Here is a 23,278-nt window from a genome sequence, read left to right as displayed (position 1 = left end):
GACCGTGATCATCGGGTCGTGGTCTGCAGGGCGTCGGCGTCGTAGGCCTTGACGATGCGCTCGACCAGCGGGTGGCGCACCACGTCGGCCGAGGTGAAGCGCGACACCGCCACGCCCTCGACGCCTTCGAGGATCGACACCGCATGGGCCAGGCCGGAATCGCGGGGATTCAGCAGGTCGACCTGGGTCGGGTCGCCGGTCACCACCATCCGCGCGCCCTCGCCCAGCCGGGTCAGGACCATCTTCATCTGCAGGCGCGAGCAGTTCTGGGCCTCGTCGACGATGACGAAGGCGTGGGCCAGGGTGCGGCCGCGCATGAAGGCGATCGGGGCGACCTCGATTTCCAGCTTGTCGCGGCGGCGGCGCAGCTGGTCGGCGCCCATGATGTCGGTCAGGGCCTCCCAGACCGGGGCCATGTAGGGATCGACCTTCTCGTTGAGGTCGCCCGGAAGAAAGCCGAGCTTCTCGCCGGCCTCGACCGCCGGGCGGGTGACGATCAGCCGGTCGACCTCGCCGCGCAGCAGCATGCCCGCGCCATGGGCCACGGCCAGGAAGGTCTTGCCGGTGCCGGCCGGACCCAGGCCGAAGGTCAGCGGATGGCTGACCATGGCCTCCATGTAGCGGGCCTGGCCCTTGGTCTTGGGCGACACCGAGCCCTTGCGCACGGCCCGCGGCGAGGCCTGGCCGCCGGCGCTGTGGGCCTCGCCCACCGCCACCCGCACGTCGGCTTCGACCACCTCGTCGTCGGCGTCGGCCCGGTCGGCCAGGGCGGAGATCGCCCGCTTGGCGCTGGAGCGGCCCTTGACGTCGCCGGTGATGGTGACGCCGCCGCCCGGCGTCTCGATCAGCACCTTGAAGGCGTCCTCGATCAGGGCGGCGTGACGGCCGTTCGGGCCGGAAACGGCGCGCACGGCGATGTCGGACAGGGGCAGGAACTCAGGCGTGCGGCTCAAGCGGACTCCAGCTGGGATTGGCTCTCGAGCACGCCGCCCAGGCTCATCTTGGCCGACGACTCGATACGGACGGGAACGATCTGGCCCAGCAGGCTGTCAGGGCCCACCGCGTGGACCGCCTGCAGATAGGGGCTGCGGCCGACGATTTGACCGGGGTTGCGGCCTTTTTTCTCGAACAGCACCGGCAGGACCTTGCCGACCTGCAGGGCGTTGAACGCCTTCTGCTGTTCGTCGAGCAGGGCGTTGAGGCGATCCAGGCGCTCGGCCTTGACCGCCTCGTCGACCTGGCCGGGCATGGCCGAGGCCGGGGTGCCTGGCCGGCGGGAATATTTGAACGAGAAGGCGCTGGCGAAGCCGACCTCGCGGACCAGCTCCAGTGTCCTGTCGAAATCGCCGTCGCGCTCGCCGGGGAAGCCGACGATGAAGTCGCCGCTCATGGCGATGTCCGGACGGGCCGCGCGGATCTTCTCGATCAGCCGCACATAGCTCTCGGCCGTGTGGTCGCGGTTCATGGCCTTGAGGATCTTGTCCGACCCGGCCTGCACCGGCAGGTGCAAATAGGGCATCAGCTCGGGCAGTTCGCCATGGGCGGCGATCAGGTCCTCGCCCATGTCGCGCGGATGGCTGGTGGTGTAGCGGATGCGGTCCAGGCCCGGGATCTTCGCCAGGCGACGCACGAGCCGGGCCAGGGTGTAGCCGCCGCCGTCATAGGCGTTGACGTTCTGGCCCAGCAGGGTGACCTCGCGCACGCCCTGGTCGGCCAGGCGCTTGGCTTCGTCCTCGATGGCCTCCGGCGGCCGCGACCATTCGCCGCCGCGGGTGTAGGGCACCACGCAGAAGGTGCAGAACTTGTCGCAGCCCTCCTGCACGGTCAGGAAGGCGCTGACGCCGTTGACCTGGCGCTCGGCCGGCAGGGCGTCGAACTTCTCGTCGGCGGCGAAATCGGCCGACAGCCGCTCGCCGGTGGCGCGGTGGGCGCGGGCGATCAGCTCGGGCAGCTGGTGATAGGCCTGGGGGCCGACCACCAGGTCGACCGCCGGCTGGCGATGCATGATCTCCTTGCCCTCGGCCTGAGCCACGCAGCCGGCCACGGCGATGGTCATCCGGCCGCCGGCCTCGGCCTTTCGGCCCTTCATCTGCTTGATGTAGCCCAGTTCCGAATAGACCTTCTCGGTGGCCTTCTCGCGGATGTGGCAGGTGTTGAGCACCACCAGATCGGCCCCTTCGGGGTCGTCGACCACGCCATAGCCCAGCGGGCGCAGGACGTCGGCCATGCGCTCGCTGTCATAGACGTTCATCTGACAGCCGTAGGTCTTGATATAGAGGCGCTTTTGCGGGGTCTCGCTCATCCGGCGAGGTTATGGGCGCGAGGGCGGTCGCGCGCAAGATCATGGGGGACACACCCCCGGGGCCGCATCGCCGCGGCTCCCCCGGAAAAAGGGGAGCCGCCGACGGGGTCAGTAGCTTTCGTCGTGGCGCTTGATCGCCGCGCGGATGATTTCGGCGGTCTCTTCCAGGTCGGCCCAGCCGGTGATCTTGGTCGACTTGCCCTTTTCCAGGTCCTTGTAGTGCTGGAAGAAGTGGGCGATCTGCTCGGTGAGGATCACCGGCAGGTCGCGCCAGCTGTTCACGCCCGTATAGAAGGGGTGCAGCTTGTCGACCGGCACGGCCAGGATCTTCTCGTCCGAGCCGGCCTCGTCGACCATCATCAGGGTGCCGATCGGCCGGCAGCGGATGATCGCCCCCGGCACCACCGGGGTCGGGCCCACCACCATCACGTCGGTCGGGTCGCCGTCGTCGGCCAGGGTGTGGGGGATGAAGCCGTAATTGGCCGGATAGAACATCGCCGTGTGCAGGAAACGGTCGACCATCAGGGCCCCGCTCTCTTTGTCGATCTCGTACTTCACCGGCTCGCCGCCTTGCGGGATCTCGATGATGGCGTTCAGGTCGTAGGGCGGGTTGACGCCGGTGGCGATCTTGGAGAGGTCCATTATGACTCTTCTGTGGATGGGCCCGCGGGGAGGCGGCCTGCGCGGGCGACTGTATAGGCCACAAATGTTGCGGCGCGGAAGGGGTGATGGCGGCGGCGGTCGCAGGGGGCTTCCAACCGCCTGAACATCGCGCTATATAGGTCTCACATCGTCCGTCAGCGCTGATAGCGCTTTCGAGCGGCGGCCCGAAAGGCTGCCGCTTTTTCTTTGGCTGTTTGCCCAGGCGCCGTTCGCCGGCCGGGCGGGCGGTCCAGTGAGTGAGTTGAGAGAACCGTGCGCGGCAAGACGCAGGAAGACATCGGTCTGGTCGAGATGCTCGATCCCGTCGCCGAATCCGTCGGCTACGAGATCGTCCGCCTGCGCCTGATGGGCGGGGCCGAGCAGCGTCGCCTCCAGATCATGGCCGAGCGCCCGGACGGCGACATGAACGTCGAGGACTGCGCCCGGCTGTCGCGGGCCATTTCCGAGATCATGGACGCCGCCGACCCGATCAGCGGCGAATACACCCTGGAAGTCTCCAGCCCCGGCGTCGACCGCCCCCTGACCCGGCTGAAGGACTTCGACACCTATGCCGGCCTGGAGGTCCGCCTCGAGTTGGACCGGGTCGCCGAGGGCCGCAAGCGCTTCAAGGGCGAGCTGGCCGGGGTCGAGGACGGACAGGTGGGCCTGAACCTCGAAGGCGAGGACGACACCACCGTCTATTTCCCGTTCGAATGGATCGTCGACGCCAAGCTGGTGTTGAACGATGAACTGATGAAGCGGGGCGCCCAGCAACGCGCCGCCCGCGTCGGAGCCGAAGGCGAAGACGCAAACGCAGACGACCACAATCTCGGTGACGACGCCGAAGACGATATTGACCTGTCCGAAAGTGAAGAGGACTGACCATGGCCATCGGCATCTCCGCCAACCGCCTCGAGCTGCTGCAGATCGCCGACGCGGTCGCGCGTGAAAAGGGCATCGAGAAGGAGGTCGTCATCGAGGCGATCGAGGACGCCCTGCAGAAGGCGGCCCGGGCCCGTTACGGCGCCGAGCACGACATCCGCGTGCGCATCGACCCCAAGACCGGCGAGACCACCCAGAAGCGGGTGATCGAGGTGGTGCCCGACGACTTCGAGCTGGAAGGCGAGATCGGCAAGGTCCAGCTGTCGTCGGCCAAGCGCACCTGGCGCGACGCCGAGGTCGGCAAGATCTACGAGGAAAGCCTGCCGCCGTTCGAGATCGGCCGCGTCCAGACCCAGATGGCCCGCCAGGTCGTCATGCATAAGGTTCGCGAAGCCGAGCGCGAGCGCCAGTACGACGAGTACAAGGACCGCGCCGGCGAGATCGTCAACGGCAGCGTCAAGCGCGTCGAATACGGCAACGTCATCGTCGACCTGGGCCGCGGCGAAGGCATCATGCGCCGCGACCAGTCGATCCCGCGCGAGAACTTCAACGTCGGCGACCGCATCCGCGCCTACATCTATGACGTCCGCCGCGAGACCAAGGGCCCGCAGATCATGCTCAGCCGCGCCCACGGCGGCTTCATGGCCAAGCTGTTCGCCCAGGAAGTGCCGGAAGTCTATGACGGCGTCATCGAGATCCGCGCCGTGGCCCGCGACCCGGGTTCGCGCGCCAAGATGGCGGTGATCTCCAACGACAGCAGCATCGACCCGGTCGGCGCCTGCGTCGGCATGCGCGGCTCGCGCGTCCAGGCGGTGGTGGCCGAGCTGCAGGGCGAGAAGATCGACATCATCCAGTGGTCCGAGGACGAGGCGACCTTCATCGTCAACGCCCTGGCCCCGGCCGAAGTCTCCAAGGTGGTGATGGACGAGGAGGACGAGCGCGTCGAAGTGGTGGTGCCCGACGAGCAGCTGTCCCTGGCCATCGGCCGCCGCGGCCAGAACGTCCGCCTGGCCTCGCAGCTGACCGGCTGGCAGATCGACATCATGACGGAAAGCCAGGAGAGTGAGCGCCGTCAGAAGCAGTTCACCGAGACCACCGCCCTGTTCCAGGAAGCCCTGGACGTCGACGAGGTCATCGCCCAGCTGCTGGTCACCGAAGGCTTCGCCACGGTGGAGGACGTCGCCTATGTCGAGCCGCATGAGATCGCGGCCATCGAGGGCTTCGACGACGAGACCGCCGAGGAGCTGCAGGCCCGGGCCCGCGAATTCCTCGACAAGGAAGCCGCCGCCCTCGACGCCAAGCGCGTCGAGCTGGGCGTCGAGGACGGCCTGCTGGAGATCGAGGGCGTGACCCTGCCGATCGCCGTGGCCCTGGGCGAGGGCGACGTCAAGTCGGTCGAGGACCTGGCCGGCCTGATTCCCGACGACCTGCGCGGCTGGTTCGAGACCAAGGACGGCGAGCGCACCCGCGAGGCCGGCATCCTCGACAGCTTCAACCTGTCGCCGGAGGACGCCGAGGCGCTGATCATGCGCGCCCGCGTCGTCATGGGCTGGGTCGAGGCCCCGCCGGAACCGGAATATGTCGAGGAGGAAGGCGAGTACCTGGACGAGGCGGGCGAAGAGCCGGCCGAAGTCGCGGACGAAGCCGCCGAGCCGGCCCCCGCCGAAGAGACCGAGGAAGGCTAAAGCCCCGCCGCCTTCCCGGCGACAAGCCGAGCCGGGAAGGCGGCGATTTCGAGCCTGATGACAGAACCCCAAGCCCCCAAGACCCACGCCGAAGCCATGCGCCAGCGCAAGGACCTTGTCCTGGGCGAGGCGACCGACGAGGCACGCCTGGTGCGGTTCGTGGCCGGTCCCGACGGCGTCGTCGTGCCGGACGTGGCCCGCAAGCTGCCCGGGCGCGGCATGTGGGTCGAGGCCACCCGCGAGGCGGTGACGATCGCCGCCAAGAAGGGCCTGTTCTCGCGCTCGGCCAAGACCAAGCTGGTCGCCCCGGCCGATCTGGCCGACCAGGTGGAGCGGCTGCTGACCCGGCGGGTTCTCGACGGGCTGGGTCTTGCGCGGCGCGGCGGAACCATTATCTCGGGCTTCGAGAAGGTCTCCTCGGCCCTGGCTTCAGGCAAGACCGCCTGGCTGATCGAGGCGTCCGACGGCGCGCCCGACGGCCGGCGAAAGATTCTCACCGCCGCCCACAAGGCGCCGAACAACCCAAAAATCCTCGGGATGTTCTCATCCGACGAATTGGGTTTGGCCTTGGGCGGGGAGAATGTGATACACACGGCGCTCCTTGCCGGGCGCGGCACTGATCGCTGGACATTGGATGTCGAGCGGTTATCAGGCTTCCGCCCACTCCTTCCCTCGAGTTGGTCGGCGAGTTGGCGTGAGGAGCCCTAGGCCCCTGGCTTCGACGGATGGTTCCATTCGTCGGCGCGAGAGGACTGGAACTTGAAATGAGGAGCGTGATCCGCTCCGGAGACAAGGGTCGGGAAACGCGCCTTCTTCGGAAGGTACGTCCAGGCCCCTTTCTCATATGGATCGAACGTTTTTTGGCCGGCCTTCGCCGGCGGAAGTACAAGCGAGCGCATGAGCGACGAGAACGATAACGGTCGGCCTGGTTCCAACCCCGGCGGGCGAGCGCCCATTACGCTGAAGCCCCGTCAGGGGTCGGTCAGCGCCGGCGTTGTGAAGCAGAGCTTCAGCCACGGCCGCACCAAGACGGTGGTGGTTGAAACCAAGCGCGTGCGACCGCACGCGCCGCCGGCCGGCAATCTCGCCGCGCCGTCCTCGGCCGAGCGCCGCCAAGGCGACGCCCCGCGCGGTCCGCAGCCCTCGGGCGGCGGTTCGGCCGGCGGCCTGTCGCAGGAAGAGATGCGCGCCCGCCAGCGCGCCATCGAGGCCGCGCGCGAACAGCAGGAACGCCAGGCCGCCGAGCGCCGCGCCGCCGACGCCCGCGCCGCTGCGGCTGAAGCCGCCGCCCGCGAGGCCGCGGCCAAGGCCGCCGCCGTCGCCAAGGCGGCTGCTGCGCCCGCCCCGGCTCCGGCTCCAGCCCCGCAAGCGCCCGCCGCGCCGGCTCCGGCCGCTCCGGTCGCCCAGGCTCCGGTCGCGCCGCCCCCGGCCCCGCCGGTCCAGGCCGCCGCTCCCGCGGCGCCGCGCGCCGAAGCGCCCCGTCCCGCCGCGCCTGTCGCGCGGACCGAGGCGCCGCGTCCGGCCTCGCCGGGCCAGACCCGCACCTACGAGCCCAGCCGCGATCGCCGCGACGACCGCTCGTCGACCACCACCTACCGCCCCGGTCCGGGCGACCGTCCGCCGCAAGGCGATCGTCCCCAGGGCGACCGTCCGCAAGGCGACCGCCCGTTCAACCAGCGCGCCCCGCGCCCGGACGGCCCGTACAACCAGCGCACGCCGCGTCCCGACGCGCCGCGCGGTCCGCGTCCCGAAGGCGGCTTCCGCAACGATCGCCCGCCAGGGGATCGTCCGCAGGGCGACCGCCCGCAAGGCGACCGTCCCCAGGGCGACCGCCCGACCCAGACCGTCCGCTATTCGGCCCTAGCTCCGCGCCCGGCCCCCGGCGCCCGTCCGGGTCCCGGCGGTCCGCGCGGCGCCCGTCCCGGCGTCCCGGCCACTGCGCCGGCCACGCCCGAGATCCAGCGCGCCACCCGTTCGGCCCCCCGCCCCGGCGGCGAGGCCGGCCGTCGCCCGGACGAGGAGGACGATCGCCGCAAGGCCGCCGCCCCCGGCAAGGCCGTGTCGCGCGCCAAGGGCGCTCCGATGCGCCGCGAAGGTCGCCTGACGATCCAGACCGTGGCCGGCGACGGGGATTCCGCCGATCGCATGCGCTCGCTGGCCTCGGTTCGCAGGGCCCGCGAACGTGAAAAGGAAAAGCGTCGCGGTGGTCCCGCCGACCAAGTGAAGGTCAGCCGCGAAGTGGTCATTCCCGACGTCATCACCGTGCAGGAGCTGTCCAACCGGATGGCCGTGCGCGGCGTCGAGATCATCAAGTTCCTGATGCGTCAGGGCGTGATGCTGAAGATCAACGACGTCATCGACAACGACACCGCCGAACTGGTGGCCACCGAATTCGGCCACACCGTCCGCCGCGTGTCGGAAGCCGACGTCGAAGAAGGCTTCATCGGCGCCGAGGACGTCGACGATCACCTGGAGCCCCGGCCCCCGGTCGTCACCGTCATGGGTCACGTCGACCACGGCAAGACCAGCCTGCTGGACGCGCTGCGCAAGGCCGACGTGGCCGGCGGCGAGCACGGCGGCATCACCCAGCACATCGGCGCCTACCAGGTGCGGCTGGAAGACGGCCAGAAGGTCACCTTCCTCGACACCCCCGGCCACGCCGCCTTCTCGGCGATGCGGGCCCGCGGCGCCAACATCACCGACCTGGTGATCCTGGTGGTGGCCGGCGACGACGGCGTCATGCCCCAGACCATCGAGGCGATCAAACACGCCCGCGCCGCTGAAGTGCCGATCATCGTGGCCGTCAACAAGATGGACAAGCCCGGCGCCGACCCCACCCGGGTCGTCAACGAGCTGCTGCAGCACGAGATCGTCGTCGAAAGCCTGGGCGGCGAAACCCAGATCGTCGAGGTCTCGGCCAAGACCGGCCAGGGCCTGGACGAACTGATCGAGCGCATCCTGCTGCAGGCCGAGGTCCTGGACCTGAAGGCCAACCCCGATCGCGTCGCCGACGGCGTGGTGATCGAAGCCAAGCTCGACAAGGGCCGCGGCGCGGTCTCCACCGTGCTGGTCAAGCGCGGCACGCTCAAGCGCGGCGACATCGTCGTGGCCGGCAGCCAGTTCGGCCGGGTTCGCGCCCTGCTCAACGAGCGCAACGAGCAGTTGACGGAAGCGGGTCCCGCCACCCCGGTCGAGATCCTCGGCCTGGACGGCGTGCCCTCGCCCGGCGACCCCTTCGCGGTCGTCGAGAACGAGGCCCGGGCCCGCGAGCTGACCGAGTACCGCATCCGCCTGAAGCGCGAGAAGTCGATGCATCCGGTCGGCGCGGGCGCCACCAGCATGGCCGACATGATGGCCAAGCTGCAGGACAAGAAGTACCGCGAACTGCCGCTGGTCATCAAAGCCGACGTGCAGGGTTCGGCCGAGGCGATCATCGGTTCGCTGGACGCCATGTCGACCGACGAGGTCCGCGCGCGGATCATCCTGTCGGGCGCCGGGGCGATCAGCGAAAGCGACGTGATGCTGGCCAAGGGCGCCGGCGCGCCGCTGATCGGCTTCAACGTCCGGGCCTCGGCCCAGGCGCGGGCGCTGGCCGAGCGCGAAGGGGTCGAGATCCGCTACTACGCGATCATCTACGACCTGCTGGACGACATCAAAGGCGTGCTCTCGGGCATGCTGGCCCCGATCCAGCGCGAGACCTTCCTCGGCAACGCCGAGGTCCTGCAGGCCTTCGACATCTCCAAGGTCGGCAAGATCGCCGGCTGTAAGGTCACCGAAGGCGTGGTCCGCAAGGGCGCCAAGGTCCGGATCATCCGCAACGACATCGTCGTTCTGGAACTGGGCACCCTGGCGACGCTCAAGCGCTTCAAGGACGAGGTCAACGAGGTCCCGTCCGGCCAGGAGTGCGGCATGATGTTCGCCGGCTTCCAGGACATCAAGGTCGGCGACACCATCGAGTGCTTCACCGTCGAAGAGATCAAGCGCCAGCTGGACTAAGGTCCATCAGAGCTGTGACAAGACAGGGCGCGGACCGCGAGGTCCGCGCCTTTTTTCTTGATCACGGCCGGTCAACTCGACGCAAAAAGCCGGATATGGCAGAATAGATCCAACACTCTGGAGTGCATGGATCATGACCCGGATCGCCGTCGGAACCTGGGGCGAAGGCTTGGCCTCCGGCGTTTTGCAGGACGCCGGACGGGCCGCCGGCCTTGTCGACGGCGAGCAAGTCGAAATCGAAATCAAGGACGGGGACATCGTCATCCGGCGGTCGGACGCTCAGACCAAGGCGCGGACGCGGGCGCTCGCGGCCGTCGAGCGTATCCTCGCCAATCGGCAGGGAAAGACCCGTGCGGGCATCACGCTTCGCGAACTGATCGACGAGGGGCGTCGTTGAGTTTCGTATTGGACGCCTCGATGACTCTGGCCTGTCTTTTCGAGGATGAAAGCCCCAAGGCGACCGCCGCGGTGTTGGCCAAGGTCGCGGAGGCGGGCGTTACGGTTCCTGCGATATGGCGACTTGAGGTCGCCAACGGCTTTCGAACGTCGGTGCGGCGGCGGCGATGCACGGAAGACTACGTCGACGAGTCGCTGAACAATCTTCGCGAATTGCCTATCGTAACCGATCCCGAAACCGATGCTCGCGCTTGGGAAGCCATTCTTGAACTGTCTCGCATAGAGAACTTGACCCCCTATGACGCGGCCTACCTCGAACTGGCCATTCGTCTTGACGCGACCCTCGCCTCTTGCGACGCGGATCTCGTCGCGGCCGCACGCCGTCGTGGCCTGAACGTTCTCACCGTCTGACGCCGGACTGGAATTCGCCCGATTTCCAGCCTACGCCTTATCGCCATGCGCATCCGGACCCTTCTGACCCTGACCCTCGCCGCCGCCTCGCTCTCGGCCTGCGCCACGGTCGACCGCTATGACGCCGCCGGCGACGTCCATGCCCTGCTGATCGCCATCCGCGACAACGACCACGCCGCCTTTGACGCCCGCGTCGACCGCCAGGCGCTGAAGTACCAGATCGAGAGCCAAATGGTGCGCGAGGCGCGCCGGTCGAACGCCGGCGGCGGCTGGCAGGCGGCCGTCGCCGCCCTGGCCGGTCCGGCCGCCGACCTGGCCGGCGCGGCCCTGATCCAGCCGGAGACCTTCCGCGCCGCCGCCAACTATTACGGCTACACCCCCGACCGGCCGATCCCCGGCCGCGTGGCGATCGCCTCGACCCTGCACCCGGTCGGCGACGGCCAGGTCTGCGCCTCGAAGGGCAAGAACGGCCCGTGCCTGCTGACCTTCACCCAGGAGGGCGGCACATGGCGGCTGTCGGGCTTCGACGCCCAGGCCGTGAACCTGCACTTCAAGCGGTGAGGCCCGCCATGTGGGGGCGGACGGCGCTGCTGGGGCTGGCGGCGGCGGCGATGGCGGCCACGGCGGCGCACGCCGAGCGCAAGATGTACTCCTACGATCCGATCTCGCCCGACGCCAAGCGGCTGACCGGCGCGGGCCTGACCGTGCTGTTCGACAAGAAGCTGACCGGCGCCAAGGTGCTCAAGGTGCTGGCCACCGGCGTGCCGGTCCAGGGCCGGCTGATCGGCGGCCGCGAACGGGACCTAGGGCCCGGCGGGCTGAAGGCCATGGCGGGGGTCGACGCCGACGCCGACCTCTACGAGATCGACCCCAAGTTCGAGCAGGGCAAGATCTATATCCGCGCCTTCTGCCCTGGGGCCGCCCGCCTGTGGTTGAGCTTCAGCCGGCTGGAGCTGCACCGCGACCTGCGCATCCAGGCGTTCGGCGACGATCCCGGCGGCGGCCCGACCCGGGTGTGCGGCACGCTGGATTTCTCGTTCCGCGGCGAGTGGAAGCTGCCCAAGGGCTCGGGGCCCGACCCGATGGAGGACTGGGCCGGCGACCGGGGGCCCAGCTAGCTTGCCGGCCGCGCTGGACTTTTGCGGCGCGCGCGCCTAGACACCCCGCCTCCTATTTCTCCCCGCGACCCGGCGTTCGATCCGCCGGCCGGGCATCGAGGCGACCGCGCCATGAAGCGCCATTCCGAAAACAAGAAGAGCGGACCCGTGGGCCCGTCGCAACGCCAACTGCGGGCCGGCGAACTGGTTCGCCACGCCCTGGTGGCCATCCTGCGTGAGGAGGAGCTGGTCGATCCGGCCCTGCAGGGCGTTTCGGTGACCATTTCCGAAGTGCGGATGAGCGCCGATCTCAAGCACGCCATCTGCTTCGTCGAGCCCCTGGGGGCCGGCGTCGCGCCCCAGGTCGAGCGCGAGCCATCCTCGCCGTCGCGCACCGTGGTCGTCCCGGGCAGTCCCGCCGAGGTGGTGGCCGGCCTCAATCGCCTGAGCAAGTTCCTGCGCGGGCGCTTGGGCAAGGTCATCGACATGAAGTTCACGCCCGACCTGAAGTTCCTGCACGACGAGAGCTTCACCTCGGCGGCCTATATGGACCGGCTGTTCTCCGACCCGAAGGTCGCCCAGGACGTGCGCCGCCTTAGCGACGTGGAAGATGGGGAAGACTGAGTGGCCCGCCGCAAGAAGGGCGACGCCGTCTCCGGCTGGATCTGCCTGGACAAGCCCTACGACCTGACCTCGACCAGCGCCGTGTCGCGGGTGCGCCGGGCCTTCAACGCCCAGAAGGCCGGCCACGCCGGCACGCTGGACCCCCTGGCCACCGGCGTCCTGCCCCTGGCCCTGGGCGAGGCGACCAAGACCGTCCCGTTCCTGATGGACGCCGACAAGGCCTATCGCTTCACCATCCTGTGGGGTCGCAACACCACCACCCTGGACCGCGAGGGCGAGACCACCGACAGCAGCGACGTGCGCCCCGCGCGCGAGCAGGTCGAGGCCGCCCTGGCCCCGTTCATCGGCGAGATCGACCAGGTGCCGCCCAACTATTCGGCCATCAAGGTCGACGGCGAGCGGGCCTATGACCTGGCCCGCGAGGGCGTCGAATTCGAGCTGAAGACCCGCAAGGTCACCATTCACGACCTTCGTGTCGTCGAGGTCCCCGACGCCGATCGGGTGGTGCTGGAGATGGAATGCGGCAAGGGCACCTATGTCCGCGCCGTGGTCCGCGACCTGGCCGCCGCGCTCGGGGCCTGCGGCCATGTCGACCAGCTGCGCCGGACGCGAGTCGGCCGGTTTGGCGAGGATTCAGCGATAGGCCTGGAAACCCTTGAGAATTTAAGCTATGAGGCCCGGCTGTCGGAGGCGTTGCTTCCGGTCGAGACCGCGCTGGACGACATCCCGGCGCTGGCCGTGACCGATGAAGACGCCTTCCGGCTTGCGCAAGGACGCGCCATCGTTCTGCTTCCAAGGCAGGTGGAAAGGTTGAAAGCCGAGCTCACGCCCGGCGATCGCACCGTTTCCGCCATGGTGGGAGAGCGGCTGGTGGCCTTGTGCGAGATGCGCGCCGGAAAGCTCAATCCGGTGCGGGTCTTCCAACTCACCTGAGCGGAGACAACCCGATGTCGATCACTGCCGAGCGCAAGACCGCGCTCATCGCCGAACACGCCCGCACCGAAGGTGACACGGGCAGCGCCGAAGTCCAGGTCGCGATCCTGTCCGAACGGATCGCCAACCTGACCGAGCACTTCAAGACCCACAAGAAGGACAACCACAGCCGTCGTGGCCTGTTGATGATGGTTTCCCAGCGTCGCAGCCTCCTCGACCACCTGAAGAAGTCCGATCTCGGCCGTTACACGGCCCTGATCGAAAAGCTGGGTCTGCGCCGCTAAGACGCAATTCCGCCGCCCTACACGCGTAGGGCGGCGGAACGCTTTTCAGGATCATGACAGCCGAAGGCGAAGACCGCTCAGGCGCCCGTCATGATCCAGGCCTAGAACAGGCTTCATGTTTCGAGACAGGCCGAAACGTGCAGTCGATCCGGATCGCTTCCGTTCAAGGATAAGCATCCGAATGTCCGTCCGAGGGTTTTCCATCCTCAAGCCCGCCTGTCGAACTGGATGAGGATCATCGGGCCGCCCATCGCTTAACGAAGGCAGGCCGTCCGCCCCCTGTCCGCCCCCGACGGGAATCCGCCCGCGGGAACCGAAAGAAGAAAAATGTTCGATATCAAACGCAAGACGATCGAGTGGGGCGGCAAGACGCTGGTCCTCGAAACCGGTCGCATCGCCCGTCAGGCCGACGGCGCCGTTCTGGCCACCATGGGCGAAACCGTCGTCCTGGCCACCGCCGTGTTCGCCAAGAAGGCCAAGCCGGGGCAGGACTTCTTCCCCCTGACCGTCAACTACCAGGAAAAGACCTTCGCGGCCGGCAAGATCCCCGGCGGCTTCTTCAAACGCGAAGGCCGTCCGTCGGAAAAGGAGACCCTGGTCTCCCGCCTGATCGACCGTCCGATCCGCCCGCTGTTCGTCAAGGGCTTCAAGAACGAAGTCCAGGTGGTCTGCACCGTGCTGCAGCACGACCTCGAGAACGACCCCGACATCATCGCCATGGTCGCCGCCTCGGCCGCCCTGGTGATTTCCGGCGCCCCCTTCATGGGCCCGATCGGCGCGGCCCGCGTCGGCTACGTCAATGAAGAGTACATCCTGAACCCGACGCTCGACGAGCTGAAGGAAAGCAAAATGGACCTGGTCGTGGCCGGCACTGCCGAAGCCGTGATGATGGTCGAGAGCGAAATCCAGGAACTCTCGGAAGAGATCGTCCTGGGCGGCGTCTCCTTCGCCCACAAGTCGATGCAGGCCGTGATCGACGGCATCATCGAACTGGCCGAACACGCCGCCAAGGAGCCCTTCGACTTCCAGCCGGAAGACACCGACGCCCTGAAGGCCGAAGTGAAGAAGGCCGTCGGCGCCGACCTGGCCGCCGCCTACACCATCCGCGGCAAGGCCGAGCGCGTCGCCGCCCTCGGCGCGGCCAAGACCAAGGCCGTCGAGCAGTTCGCCAAGAGCGACACCAACCCGGCCGGCATCGACCCGCTGAAGCTGATCTCGGTGTTCAAGGAACTGGAGGCCGACATCGTTCGCCGCTCGATCCTCGACACCGGCATCCGCATCGACGGCCGCACCGTCGACACCGTGCGCCCGATCCTCGGCGAAGTCGGCATCCTGCCGCGCACCCACGGCTCGGCCCTGTTCACCCGCGGCGAAACCCAAGCCATCGTCGTGGCCACCCTGGGCACCGGCGACGACGAGCAGTTCATCGACGCCCTGGAAGGCACCTACAAGGAGTCCTTCCTGCTGCACTACAACTTCCCTCCCTACAGCGTCGGCGAGACCGGCCGCATGGGCAGCCCGGGCCGCCGCGAAATCGGCCACGGCAAGCTGGCCTGGCGCGCCCTGCGCCCGATGCTGCCGAGCAAGGAAGACTTCCCCTACACCATCCGCCTGGTCTCCGAGATCACCGAGTCGAACGGCTCGTCCTCGATGGCCACGGTCTGCGGCAGCTCGCTGGCCATGATGGACGCCGGCGTGCCGCTGGTCCGTCCGGTCTCGGGCATCGCCATGGGCCTGATCCTGGAAAAGGACGGCTTTGCGGTTCTGTCGGACATCCTGGGTGACGAAGACCACCTGGGCGACATGGACTTCAAGGTCGCCGGCACCAGCCAGGGCCTGACCTCGCTGCAGATGGACATCAAGATCGCCGGCATCACCGAAGAGATCATGAAGCAGGCGCTGGCCCAGGCGAAGGGCGGCCGCGAGCACATTCTCGGCGAGATGAACAAGGCCATGGACGCGCCGCGTGAAGACGTCGGCGACTACGCGCCGAAGATCGAGACCATCACCATCCCGACCGACAAGATCCGCGAAGTGATCGGCACCGGCGGCAAGGTGATCCGCGAGATCGTCGCCACCACCGGCGCCAAGGTCGACATCAACGACGAAGGCACGGTCAAGGTCTCGGCCTCGGACGGCGCTAAGATCAAGGCGGCGATCGACTGGATCAAGTCGATCACCCAGGAAGCGGAAGTCGGCGCGATCTACGACGGCAAGGTCGTCAAGGTCGTCGACTTCGGCGCCTTCGTGAACTTCTTCGGCGCCAAGGACGGCCTGGTCCACGTCAGCCAGATCAGCAACGAGCGGGTGGCCAAGCCCTCGGACGTGCTGAAGGAAGGCCAGATCGTCAAGGTCAAGCTCCTCGGCTTCGACGATCGCGGCAAGACCAAGCTGTCGATGAAGGTCGTCGACCAGGAAACCGGCGAAGACCTGTCCAAGAAGGACGCCGTGACCCCGGAAGAAGCCGTCACCACCTGATCGGTGGCCGGCCTTTGACGTGAACTAGCAGGCGGGCGGCTCCGAAAGGGGCCGCCCGTTTTGCGTTTTGAGGGCTGTGACCCTCGCTCGTCGACGCGTGGCCCTACCTGCTGTACGCGTGTGGTATCCGCCATGGCTCGGTCGAGAATGAAAAAGACGCTTCTCTTCCTGACCCTCGGAATTGCGGTGCTCTTCCTGATCTATCCGGCCTGCATCGCGCTGGCGTCGTTGGCGCGCGGCTACGGCTGGCGAGAGATGGACTGGAACAGCGATGGGCGAACGACTGTGTCGGAGTTTCTCGCCGCGGCGGACATCGACAAACGCTCGGTCCAGCGCGGACAGGATGTGTGTTGGGAATATTACGCCTTGAAGGACGGGCTTCCAGTTCGCACCGATTGCGGTCTGCGCGTCTTTATTCGACCCTGAAGCCGCCGAATTTTGCATCCGCCCGGAGATGCGATCCCCGCCCTAACCGCCGTCATCCTCGGACTTGTTCCACGGCTGTCCGGTTGAAAAGGCTTGAGTGTTCTGGCTCACGCCGACGGTGGAAGAAATCCTCGTCCTTCGACAAGCTCAGGATGAGGATTTCTACTGAACGGCCGTCAAATTCGTCCTCATCCTGAGCTTGTCGAAGGACGAGGACGCGTCTGGCGTTGGCCTTCGCGGCGGAAGCAGGGTCCTCGGAACAAGTCCGAGGATGGCGGGCGTAATGCCAGCCGACCAGCCTTCTACAGCAGCCAGTCGCCGACCACCTGCTGCTGCGCGTCGAGATAGTGCTGCTGGGTCAGGCTGGCGATCGTCCAGTGGTCGAGGATCACCGTGCCCATGCCGACGGCGTTGATCGCCACCGCGTCGGCGCGGTGGTCGCCGTCGGTGTCGAGGTCGCGGAAGCCGGGGGCGGTGATCCGGTCGAGGACGCCGTCCAGAAGGTTGAACAGCTTGCCGGGCCCGTTGAACAGCCCGCCGATCTGGTCGCGGGCCGGCGTGGAGATCGTGTCCTCGCCGGGGTTGAAGTCGGTGATGTGGTCGACGCCGGAGGCCAGGCCGAACACGAAGCGGTCGGCGCCGGTCCCGCCGGTCAGCAGGTCATTGCCGATCCCGCCGTCGAGGATGTCGCGCCCGGTCCCGCCGTCCAGCCGGTCGGCGCCGAGGCCGCCGATCAGGTGGTCGGCGCCGTCGCCGCCATTGATCAGGTCCGCGAAGAGGCCGCCGGTATAGGTGGTGTCGTGGCCGGCCGTGTCGGTGAAGCTGTTGGCCCGCAGCAGCGAACCGGCCAGGGTGCGGTTGTCGCCGGCCTCGCCGATCGTCAGGCTGACGGTGATCGGGCCGGTGAAGCCGCCGTGGCCGTCGGAAGCGGTATAGGTGAAGCTGTCGGCCACCGACTGGCCAGGGGCCAGCTGGTCGAAGCTGTCGGCGTCGGCGACATAGCGGACCTGGCCGTTCTCGATCGAGATCGAGGCCCCCAGGGCCGACTTGGCGCCCGACAGGGCGGCGATCGTCAGGGCGTCGTGGTCGGCGTCCGTGTCGTTGGCCAGCACGTCGAGCAGGACCGAGGCGTCCTCGGCGACGCTGGCGGCGTCGGCGGTCCCGACCGGGACGTCGTTGACCGCGGCGATCCCCAGCGCCACCGTCACCAGGCCGGAGACGCCGCCATAGGCGTCATGGGCGGTGTAGGTGAAGCTGTCGGCGCCGAAATAGTCGGCCTGGGCCTGGTAGGTGAACGAGCCGTCGGCGTTCAGGGTCAGCTGGCCATAGCTGGGGCCCTGGCCGAGGACCGCGGTCAGGGCGTCGCCGTTGAGGTCGCTGTCGTTGGCCAGCACGCCATGGGCGGCGTCGACGCTGAGCAGGGTGTCCTCGTCCACCGTGAAGGTCCCGTCCAGGGCGGCGACCGGGGCGGTGTTGACCGACAGCCGGGCCAGGATGGCGTCGTGGTCGCTGGGCTGGTCGATCGCCGCCTGGCCGGTGTTGAGGTGGACGTTGTCGAACTGGGCGCCGGCCTGCAGGCTCTGCGAGACCAGCAGGTTGTCGATCTGCTGGGCGTTGCCTTCGAAGATGTAGGAGTAGCGCTCCTCGGGGCTCAGGGTCCGGGCCAGGTTGTAGAGGTCGCCATTGGCCTCCAGCAGGGTCAGGCTCTGCTCGTAATAATAGGCGTTGAAGTCGCCCATCACCGCCACATGGGCGTCGGGGTCGGCGGCCAGCAGGCCGTGGACATAGTCGCGCACGGCGGTGGTCTGGTCGACCCGGCGGTCGTCGCCGTTGTTGGTCGCCGGCTGGTTGGCGCCGAACAGCGGGTCGCTGCCGCCGCGCGAATAGTTGTGCACGTCGATGGCGGTGACGGTCTCGCCGTGGAACACGAAGTCGGCGGCCAGGGGCGAGCGGCTGTTGTGGAAGGCGTCGGTCGGGCCGGTGGTGTCGGCGACCAGCCGGGCAGAGCCCTCGACATAGTCGACGCGGTCGGCGCGGTAGAGAAAGGCGCTGCGGATGTTGCCGCCGGGCTCGCCGCCGGTGCTGCCGGCCGTGGTCGGGGCGATCTCGACCCAGCTGTAGTGCGGGCCGCCGGCCGCCTCGATGGCCGCGACCAGCTTGTTCAGGGTCGCTGCGCCGCTGAGATCCGAGCCGGTTCCGGTCCCGTCGGCGTCCTGGATCTCCTCGACGCCGAGGATGTCGGGCGCGCCGAGATTGTGGGCGATGTCGGCGGCCAGGGCCGCGAACTTGGCGTCCGGATCCTGCGGCGAGATGTTTTCGAGATTATAGGCCCCGATCGCCAGGTGGCTGGCGTCGCCGGCCAGGCTGGTGGTCTCCAGCGGCAGGGGCCCGGCGCTGGCGGTGGTCTCGACCGCGGTCGGCAGCACCTCGTATTCGCCGCCGTAATAGCTGACCACGCCGGTGACGTCGCCCAGGTGGTCGCCCAGCACGTAGCCGGCCGCGAAGCCCGGATTGACGCCGCTGTCGGCATAGACCTGGATGCGCTCGGGATTGTTGTCGCCGTCGGACAGGGTCACTCCGCCGCGGCTGTTGAGGCCGGTGGCGCCGGCCCCGTCGTCGGCCACCACCCAGGTCTGGCCCTGATAGGTCGCGCCCACCGCCTGGGCCTTGGGGATGGTGACCAGCATGCCCTCGATCGACTCGTAGAAGTCGACGCCGTCATGGGCGGGGTCGAAGCTGGTCAGGTGGTCGTCGTCGATCACCGTGTTGGGGATGGCGCGGCCGCCGGTCCCCAGAACCGTGGCGCTGACCTCGCCCGTGCCGATGACGCTGACCGTGGGAGCCTTGATCTCGGTGATCGTCAGGTTGCTGGCCACGCCGCCGTTATATTCGTCGACCACGCCCGACACCTGGACCAGGTCGCCGACATGGACCGTGGGGGCGGCGTTGGTGAACACGAAGATGGCGTCGGAGGTGGCGTCATTTCCGTCGCCCGTGGCGTCCTGGATGTAGAAGCCGCGCGAGCCGGTGGTGTCGATGGCCGTCACCACGCCGTGGGTCGACACCGTCTGGCCGACATAGGCCGAGGTGTGGCCCGCGCCCTGGATGTCGTAGATCGCCACCGGGGCGAAGTCGTCATTGACGATCGACCCCTGGCCGACCGCGTCGACCAGGGCCGCCGCGCCGCTGGTCACCACCAGGTTGGAGAGGTTGACCGTGAAGGTCTCGTTGGGCTCGGGCGTCGTGTCGCCATTGAGCGTCACCGAGATCGTCTGGCTGGCGGGGCCGCCGGCCGCGAAGCTCAGGGTCCCGTGGGTTTCGGCGTAGTCGTCGCCGGCGTGGGCCGAGCCGTCGGCGGTGGCGTAGTCGAGGCTGAAGGCGCTGCTGGTCTCGGTGCGGGTGACCGTGAAGGTCATCACCTGGGTCCCGGCGTCGCCCTCGGTCAGGGTGACGTCGCTGATCGAGACATTGGCGCTGGGCGTGCCGCCGTCGGTGACGGTGAAGCCGGTCTTGTAGGCCACCGGGACCCCGTCATCGAGCGTCCAGTTGGCGGTGTTGGCGATGGCCGACAGGATCTCTGCCCGCGTGCCGGTGGTGGTCCCGACATAGGCGCCGTTGTCGGCCCCGAAGGCCAGGGCGGTGCTGCCGGTCGCCAGGCCGGTCGGCACGGCCGAGGTGTTGGAGTTGGTCGCGTCGCCGGCGTAGCCGGTGTTGCCGTCGGCGAAGTCGAGGGCGAACAGCGGCGTCGCGCTCGGCCCCAGGGCGCCCTGGAAGGCGATGATCTGGTCGCCGGAGGTCGAGGGGTTTGGCGAGCCGGTCAGGCCCGAGAAGGTGATCACCGTCCCCGCCGCCGCGCCGCCGGCCGGGGCGGTGTAGGTCACCACGCCCTCGCCGGTGCGGAAACCGCCCGCCGCCAGCCAGCCGTCGTCGGTGAAGCTGATCGCCGTCCCGGCCTCGACCGCCTGCAGCAGCACGAACGAAAACGACTTGCCGCCGGTGTCGGCGCTGTAGCCGATCAGGGCGACGTCGCCCGCGGTCAGGGTGGTGGCCATCAGTTTCTCCCCCAAAGGACGCCCAGCGGCGATTGTCCGTGCAGCGAGGGTCCCGACCCTCGCCCGTTATCCCGATCGGCCGAGTCTGCTTAGACCCGCCGAACAAGACCGCGATATCGATCCAGCCTAGGGCCGCTCGATGACATGACGATGTCGAAGTTTTCAGCATTTCTCAATCGAGAAGTCTGGATAGTCTTCGCTTCAAGGCGCCAGTGATAGGAAGAGAGTTGATATGACACATGAGTTATTGTTTTTGTCCGCTTGCGTCGTTTCTCTGCACTTCGAAAGACGATTATAGGCGCGGCGGCGGATGACGCGCGCGAATCTCAATATCGCCACCTTGGCGTGCGCGCCGATCACTGACGGCGGCGCTTGAAAGCGCTTGGCGCCGGTTGCGAAAATTGCAAGCGGCGCCGTTCAATTTCAGATTGGAAGGAAGGTCTTACTTACTTGATCAGGGCGCGCGGCGCACCGGCGCGCGAAAAGGGTCGAACGCGACGCCCGATTGAGCGGCGCCGCTAGGACCAACGCAGCGGCGGGGCCTGGTCCTTCAGCGCCAGCAGCGCCGTGCGCAGCTCCGCCATGAAGGCGTGGCGGTCGCCCTGCCAGGTCACCGGCTCGCCGACCAGCACTGCGCAGTTCAGCGGCGCGGGGATCGCCTCGCCCTTGGGCAGGACCCGGCCGGCCCCCTGGATCCAGACCGGGGTGACCGGCGCGTCCGGGAAGGCCTCGGCCAGGCGGGCGACGCCGCCCTTCAGCCGGCCCAGCTGGTCGCCGTCGCCGCGCGTGCCCTCGGGAAACACCACCACGATGTCGCCGGCCGCCAGGGCCGCGCGGGCCGGAGCCAGAACGTCCTCGCCGGAGCGGGCCTTCAGCCGCGCCACCGGCACGATGCCGATCACATGACGCGAGAACCAGCCGATCACCGGGTCCTTGAGGAAATAGTCGGCGGCCGCCGCCGGCCGCACCCGCGCCAGGGCCTTCGAGGGGAAGATGGCCAGCAGCAGCAGAGTGTCGACATGACTGGAATGATTGGCCGCGACGATGGCCGGGCCCTTCAGCGGCAGGCGCTCGCGGCCGCTGACGTCGGCCCCGGTCATGAACAGGGCCAGCGGCCGGGCCACCAGGATCAGCAGCAGGAAGCGCAGCCAGGCCACCGCTAGAACTTGTCCAGGGCGAACAGCGCCAGCAGGTGGAAATAGAGCGGGGCGGTGAAGGTCAGGCTGTCGGCGCGGTCCAGCACCCCGCCGTGGCCGGGTATGGCGTGGGAGGTGTCCTTGACGCCGATGTCGCGCTTGACCGCGCTCATGGTCACGTCGCCGGCGAAGCCCGCCAGCGGCAGGGCGAAAGCCATGACCAGCAGGCCGCGCCCGGCCAGGGGCGTGAACACCGGGCCCAGGAACCAGATCAGCAGGCCGGCGGCCAGCCAGCCGCCGAGGAAGCCCTCCCACGTCTTGTTGGGACTGACGGTCGGGGCGATCTTGCGGCGGCCGAAAAGCTTGCCGAACACATACTGGGCCACGTCGTTGAACTCGGTGGCCAGCAGCAGGAAGAACACCAGGCCCGCGGCCCCGGCCGGCAGCCGCTCGGCCGCGGGGGCGCGCATCAGCAGGGCGGCGAAGCCCAGATTGTAGACGCAGGTCACCAGGCCCCAGTGGAAGGTGGCGGCGGTGGTCAGGAAGCCGCGGGTCTGGCCGAGCATGGCCATCAGGAACGGCAGGCCCAGGAAGGTCCAGACCGGGATGAACACCAGGTAGAACATGTAGCGGTCGGCAGCGATGAAGCCGTAGGCGGCGGCCAGGGCCAGATAGGCCGCCAGGATCGCCGGCCGGTCCTCGCGGCGGATCGGGGCCAGGGACAGGAACTCGCGTAGGGCCATGAACGAGATCAGGGCGAAGACTGCGACCGTGGCCTGCCAGCCGGCCAGCAGCGCCCCGGCCAGCAGGGCGACCATCACCCACCAGCTGGCGATGCGCTGGCGCAGCTCGAGATAGGATTTCTCCGGCCGCAGGGCGGTCAGGGCGGCCGCGACCAGGCCGGCGACGCCCAGCAGGATCACCACGCCGGCCAGCCCCGCCAGCAGGGCCGGCGGCTGGGCGGCGAAAAAGGCGCGGACGGCGGGAAGCAGGGCCATGAGACTCCGGACGAGGGACCGGTTTAGCTATAGCCTAGTTCTCGCCGTGGAGGAGCGCCGCATGACCCAGGACCTCGACAACCGCCGGCCGCTGGCGGTCCGCGACACCGGCCTGGCCCGCTGGCTGGCCAGCCGCCTGGCCGAGGCCAAGGCCAGTCCCGACCTCATCTCGGCGATGAGCGTCGCCTTCGCCGCCCTCGGCGCGGCCCTGATCATGGCGGCCGGCGGGCTGGAGGCCGGCCTGCGGGCCGCGGCCCTGATCCTGGCGGCCCTGTGCGTCCAGGGCCGGCTGCTGTGCAACCTGCTGGACGGCATGGTCGCGGTCGAGCACGGGCGGTCCGGTCCGGCCGGGCCGGTATGGAACGAGCTGCCCGATCGCATCGCCGACGTGCTGCTGCTGGCCGGGGCCGGCTACGGCGCGCGGACCGCCGGCCTGCACGGGGCCGACTCCTTCGGCTGGATCGCCGCGGTGCTGGCGGTGCTGACCGCCTATGTCCGCGAGCTGGGCCGCGGCCTGGGCCAGCCGGCCGACTTCTCCGGCCCGATGGCCAAGCCGCAGCGGATGGCGGCCCTGACGGCGACCTGCCTGGTCTCGGCCGCCGAACCGCTGTGGGGCGGGACGGGCCAGGTGCTGCTGCTCGGCCTGCTGGCGATCGGCGTCGGGACCCTGGTGACCGTCGTGCGGCGAACGCGGAACCTGGCGCGGGGGCTGCGCGAACGGCCGTCCATCCTCGGAGAGTCCGAGCCAAAGCCCGGCTGAATCAATGGCTTAAACTTTTTCGACCCGATTTGCTCCGCACCCTTCCAGACCACCCCCATAATACTCCTCGTCCCACCGCAGGGGAGGCCGTTCAGCTGGCGACCTGACGGGCGGCGGGGGCGGTCGAGCGGGAAGCGTCCGTCGGCCGGTTGCGCGGGGCCCTTCGAGCCGGCGCG

The 23,278-nt window shown here is 68.6% G+C and carries 20 protein-coding genes; 14 read left to right on the top strand and 6 right to left on the bottom strand.

What is annotated here, in order from left to right:
• Positions 1 to 8 precede the first annotated feature (8 nt).
• From ACIPQB_RS02310 to ppa, 3 genes are all read right to left on the bottom strand, one after another.
• The gene (locus ACIPQB_RS02310; protein WP_446483578.1) at positions 9 to 953 is read right to left on the bottom strand and encodes a PhoH family protein; all 945 of its coding nucleotides are present in this window, start codon (positions 951 to 953) and stop codon (positions 9 to 11) included.
• Positions 950 to 2,302, bottom strand: coding sequence for a tRNA (N6-isopentenyl adenosine(37)-C2)-methylthiotransferase MiaB (miaB, locus tag ACIPQB_RS02305; RefSeq protein WP_446483577.1), 1,353 nt, complete (start codon positions 2,300 to 2,302; stop codon positions 950 to 952). Before miaB ends, ACIPQB_RS02310 begins: the two co-directional genes overlap by 4 nt.
• Positions 2,303 to 2,410: 108 nt before the next feature.
• Entirely contained in the window at positions 2,411 to 2,944 is a 534-nt protein-coding gene (gene ppa / locus ACIPQB_RS02300) for an inorganic diphosphatase (protein WP_446483576.1), read from the bottom strand.
• Between the two features lie 273 nt (positions 2,945 to 3,217).
• On the opposite strand from ppa, the gene rimP reads away from it, so the two are divergent.
• The 13 genes from rimP to ACIPQB_RS02235 all read left to right on the top strand — a co-directional run bounded on the left by rimP (position 3,218) and on the right by ACIPQB_RS02235 (position 16,156).
• Positions 3,218 to 3,826 (top strand): ribosome maturation factor RimP, encoded by a 609-nt coding sequence (gene rimP / locus ACIPQB_RS02295; RefSeq protein ID WP_446483575.1) that lies wholly within the window; start codon positions 3,218 to 3,220, stop codon positions 3,824 to 3,826.
• Positions 3,827 to 3,828: 2 nt separating this feature from the next.
• Positions 3,829 to 5,511 (top strand): transcription termination factor NusA, encoded by a 1,683-nt coding sequence (gene nusA / locus ACIPQB_RS02290; RefSeq protein WP_446483574.1) that lies wholly within the window; start codon positions 3,829 to 3,831, stop codon positions 5,509 to 5,511.
• A gap of 57 nt (positions 5,512 to 5,568) precedes the next feature.
• Entirely contained in the window at positions 5,569 to 6,219 is a 651-nt protein-coding gene (locus tag ACIPQB_RS02285; RefSeq protein WP_446483573.1) for an RNA-binding protein, read from the top strand.
• A gap of 189 nt (positions 6,220 to 6,408) precedes the next feature.
• A complete protein-coding gene (infB, locus tag ACIPQB_RS02280) occupies positions 6,409 to 9,507 on the top strand; it encodes a translation initiation factor IF-2 (protein WP_446483572.1) in 3,099 nt (1,032 codons plus the stop codon).
• A 133-nt stretch (positions 9,508 to 9,640) separates the two neighbouring features.
• Positions 9,641 to 9,904: a hypothetical protein gene (locus ACIPQB_RS02275; RefSeq protein ID WP_446483571.1), complete on the top strand. Its 264-nt coding sequence runs from the start codon at positions 9,641 to 9,643 to the stop codon at positions 9,902 to 9,904.
• Positions 9,901 to 10,314, top strand: a complete 414-nt coding sequence (locus tag ACIPQB_RS02270) for a type II toxin-antitoxin system VapC family toxin (RefSeq protein WP_446483570.1) — start codon at positions 9,901 to 9,903, stop codon at positions 10,312 to 10,314. Before ACIPQB_RS02275 ends, ACIPQB_RS02270 begins: the two co-directional genes overlap by 4 nt.
• A gap of 45 nt (positions 10,315 to 10,359) precedes the next feature.
• Positions 10,360 to 10,875, top strand: a complete 516-nt coding sequence (locus ACIPQB_RS02265; protein WP_446483569.1) for a DUF2939 domain-containing protein — start codon at positions 10,360 to 10,362, stop codon at positions 10,873 to 10,875.
• An 8-nt stretch (positions 10,876 to 10,883) separates the two neighbouring features.
• Positions 10,884 to 11,432 (top strand): hypothetical protein, encoded by a 549-nt coding sequence (locus tag ACIPQB_RS02260; protein WP_446483568.1) that lies wholly within the window; start codon positions 10,884 to 10,886, stop codon positions 11,430 to 11,432.
• A 111-nt stretch (positions 11,433 to 11,543) separates the two neighbouring features.
• Positions 11,544 to 12,035, top strand: coding sequence for a 30S ribosome-binding factor RbfA (gene rbfA, locus ACIPQB_RS02255; RefSeq protein ID WP_446483567.1), 492 nt, complete (start codon positions 11,544 to 11,546; stop codon positions 12,033 to 12,035).
• A complete protein-coding gene (gene truB, locus ACIPQB_RS02250; protein ID WP_446483566.1) occupies positions 12,036 to 12,968 on the top strand; it encodes a tRNA pseudouridine(55) synthase TruB in 933 nt (310 codons plus the stop codon).
• Between the two features lie 14 nt (positions 12,969 to 12,982).
• Entirely contained in the window at positions 12,983 to 13,252 is a 270-nt protein-coding gene (gene rpsO, locus ACIPQB_RS02245) for a 30S ribosomal protein S15 (RefSeq protein WP_007667263.1), read from the top strand.
• A gap of 327 nt (positions 13,253 to 13,579) precedes the next feature.
• A complete protein-coding gene (gene pnp, locus ACIPQB_RS02240; protein WP_446483565.1) occupies positions 13,580 to 15,730 on the top strand; it encodes a polyribonucleotide nucleotidyltransferase in 2,151 nt (716 codons plus the stop codon).
• Positions 15,731 to 15,877: 147 nt separating this feature from the next.
• Entirely contained in the window at positions 15,878 to 16,156 is a 279-nt protein-coding gene (locus ACIPQB_RS02235; RefSeq protein ID WP_446483564.1) for a hypothetical protein, read from the top strand.
• Between the two features lie 302 nt (positions 16,157 to 16,458).
• Here the strand turns inward: ACIPQB_RS02235 and ACIPQB_RS02230 are convergent, their stop codons facing one another.
• From ACIPQB_RS02230 to ACIPQB_RS02220, 3 genes are all read right to left on the bottom strand, one after another.
• Positions 16,459 to 20,208, bottom strand: a complete 3,750-nt coding sequence (locus ACIPQB_RS02230) for an Ig-like domain-containing protein (protein WP_446483563.1) — start codon at positions 20,206 to 20,208, stop codon at positions 16,459 to 16,461.
• 518 nt (positions 20,209 to 20,726) lie between these two features.
• On the bottom strand, positions 20,727 to 21,365 hold the full coding sequence (locus ACIPQB_RS02225) for a lysophospholipid acyltransferase family protein (RefSeq protein ID WP_446483562.1): 639 nt from the start codon (positions 21,363 to 21,365) through the stop codon (positions 20,727 to 20,729).
• Positions 21,366 to 21,367: 2 nt separating this feature from the next.
• Positions 21,368 to 22,342: a phosphatidate cytidylyltransferase gene (locus tag ACIPQB_RS02220; protein WP_446483561.1), complete on the bottom strand. Its 975-nt coding sequence runs from the start codon at positions 22,340 to 22,342 to the stop codon at positions 21,368 to 21,370.
• A gap of 61 nt (positions 22,343 to 22,403) precedes the next feature.
• On the opposite strand from ACIPQB_RS02220, the gene ACIPQB_RS02215 reads away from it, so the two are divergent.
• Complete coding sequence (locus tag ACIPQB_RS02215; protein WP_446483560.1) at positions 22,404 to 23,102, top strand: CDP-alcohol phosphatidyltransferase family protein; 699 nt, start codon at positions 22,404 to 22,406, stop codon at positions 23,100 to 23,102.
• The last annotated feature ends 176 nt before the right edge of the window (positions 23,103 to 23,278 follow it).

The sequence above is a fragment of the Caulobacter sp. LARHSG274 genome (assembly GCF_052871235.1).
The sequence above is the reverse complement of the archived record's forward strand: the minus strand, read 5'-3'. Positions and strand labels throughout refer to the sequence as shown.